This is a genomic window from bacterium endosymbiont of Bathymodiolus sp. 5 South (assembly GCF_900128535.1).
Taxonomy (GTDB): Bacteria; Pseudomonadota; Gammaproteobacteria; order PS1; family Pseudothioglobaceae; genus Thiodubiliella.
The window spans coordinates 1-2,009 of sequence record NZ_FQTR01000237.1; the positions used below are offsets into that span (position 1 = coordinate 1).

At 43.7% G+C, this 2,009-nt stretch carries 1 protein-coding gene; it reads right to left on the reverse strand.

Annotated features, from left to right (window positions below; genetic code table 11):
* A partial coding sequence (locus tag BBROOKSOX_RS10415) for an inverse autotransporter beta domain-containing protein (protein ID WP_257607862.1) occupies positions 1 to 2,009 on the reverse strand: 2,009 nt, incomplete at both ends.

The window sequence follows — 2,009 nt, forward strand, 5'->3', positions numbered from 1 at the left end:
AGGTTTCTATCAAGCCATACTTTTTTTGTGTAAGGTGAGACAACCTGTTTATAAGTTAGTCCTTTAAACGATATCGCTGGAAGGGGAAGAGGAAGGGGAGGAGGAGAAAATCTTTTAATTTTTATTTTAAGTGGACGAATAGCAGAAGTTGGAGTTACAATACTTCCTCTACCAACAAGTTCAACTTTGATCGCTAGAGCGTCTTTTTTAGACACATCACTTACAACCAGATAAGCTTTCTCCGTTGTTTTAATAAGTCTGAGTTGAGCTTCTATCTCTTTTTTCTCTTCTCGGCTTGTCTTGTCGCCCCTAGCATTTGCAATCCCAGTAGCAATCTGTCTCACCCTACTCTCAAGAACACCACCAGTCACAAATACATCAAATTGATCAGGATCAGGATCAGCAAAAACAGTAACGCCCTGTGCTTGAATACAACGAACGCTAAAACCGTAAGAACGATCTTGGTTGCCTGAAACCACGGCACTGTTGTTGATGCTCAAATAACTAGCTTGCGAACTATCAACAGACCGAGTCCATAAGAATGCGCTTACGCCACTATCGTGAATCGTCCCATTAGCACGATTACGGTAGCCAGCAGCTGGCAACTTGAGGGGGCTAGAAAGTGCTGTGGTAGCGTTAGTAATACCAGCATCAATAATATCTTCCTTTAACTCTGCCTTAGTTGGCACACTAAAGCCTGCTGGGCAAATGTCATTAACTCCGTCATTTGCCCAAGCGGCCATTCTAGCTAAGCCGTTATTGTCTGCAGTCTTTGCTACCCAATCAAAAGGCAAAGCGCTAGTCATAATAAATAAGTCATTAGCACCTGTGTCAATGCCAGAAGTTAATGTGGCTGAAGTGCTATTTCGTGTTCTATCTTCATGGCCATCCTTTGCTCGTCCCCATTGGTATAAATCTCCATAAGCAGCACTGTCGTCAAATGAAGTGGCTACTTGTGTTGCACCGAGATTTCTATCAAGCCACACTCTGCCTGTCTTAGATGAGGTGATCATTTTATAAGTTAACCCATTAAACGATATTGGGGTGCGTGTTTTAATACAACGAACGCTAAGCTGGAAAGTCTGATCAAGGTCTTGGAACTCCGCCTTATTACTACCAGGGCTAACGGACAAATGACGACCCTTCGTCGCATTTGACCCAACAGTCTTAGTCCACAAAAGGGCGCCTAGACCAACCAGACCAGCAGATATGCTGCCATCAGCCGTACCATTTTGGCCCGCAACTGGGATTTTCAAGAAGCTAGAGAAAGCTCTAGTAGCACCATCAATCGGGGTTGTGGTAGCTATGGTGGTATCTGCCGCTAGCTCCCCCTCAGTTGGCACACTAAAGCCTGCTGGGCAGATGTCATCTCTACCAAATTCGTAGTAATCTCCATAAGCAGCACTGTCATTAGATGAAGTGGCTACTTGTGTTGCGCCGAGATTTCTATCAAGCCATACTCTGCCTGTGTCAGGTGAGGTGACCAGTTTGTAAGTTAGTCCTTTAAACGATATTGTGTTTCCATCTCCTCCTTCTCTTTCAACCATTATTTTATTACTACGCTCGACCCAAGCAAGTGCGCCTAAGTCCATCTTGCGGCTGTCTTTAAAGGCTTTACTGGCAATGGCAAAGTTGGTGAATTTTTGTTTGTTGCCCAGTGGTAGTTTTACCGTGAGTTTGCCATAACTTTTGGCATCCATGGTGTTGTTGTTTTCTTGACCGAATTCAAAACTCACCGAAGGCGTGATCTCAATATCCACACCTAAAACATTACCCTTAATGTCTGGACCTGCTTTAGCGTCCCAGTAATAATAAGTGCCTTTTATTTTAGCCCAAGGTAGGTAAGGGGCTTGACCGCTGAGTTTGACATCATAACCTGACATACCCCTCTCTTCTACACTGTTGACTAATTTTTTGTCTGAAAATATATGGTATTTATTGATATTGACACTAAAGTTAGCACGCTGGTATTCTAAACCAAGGCTTAGGCGTTTGTGACTGGACTTGGA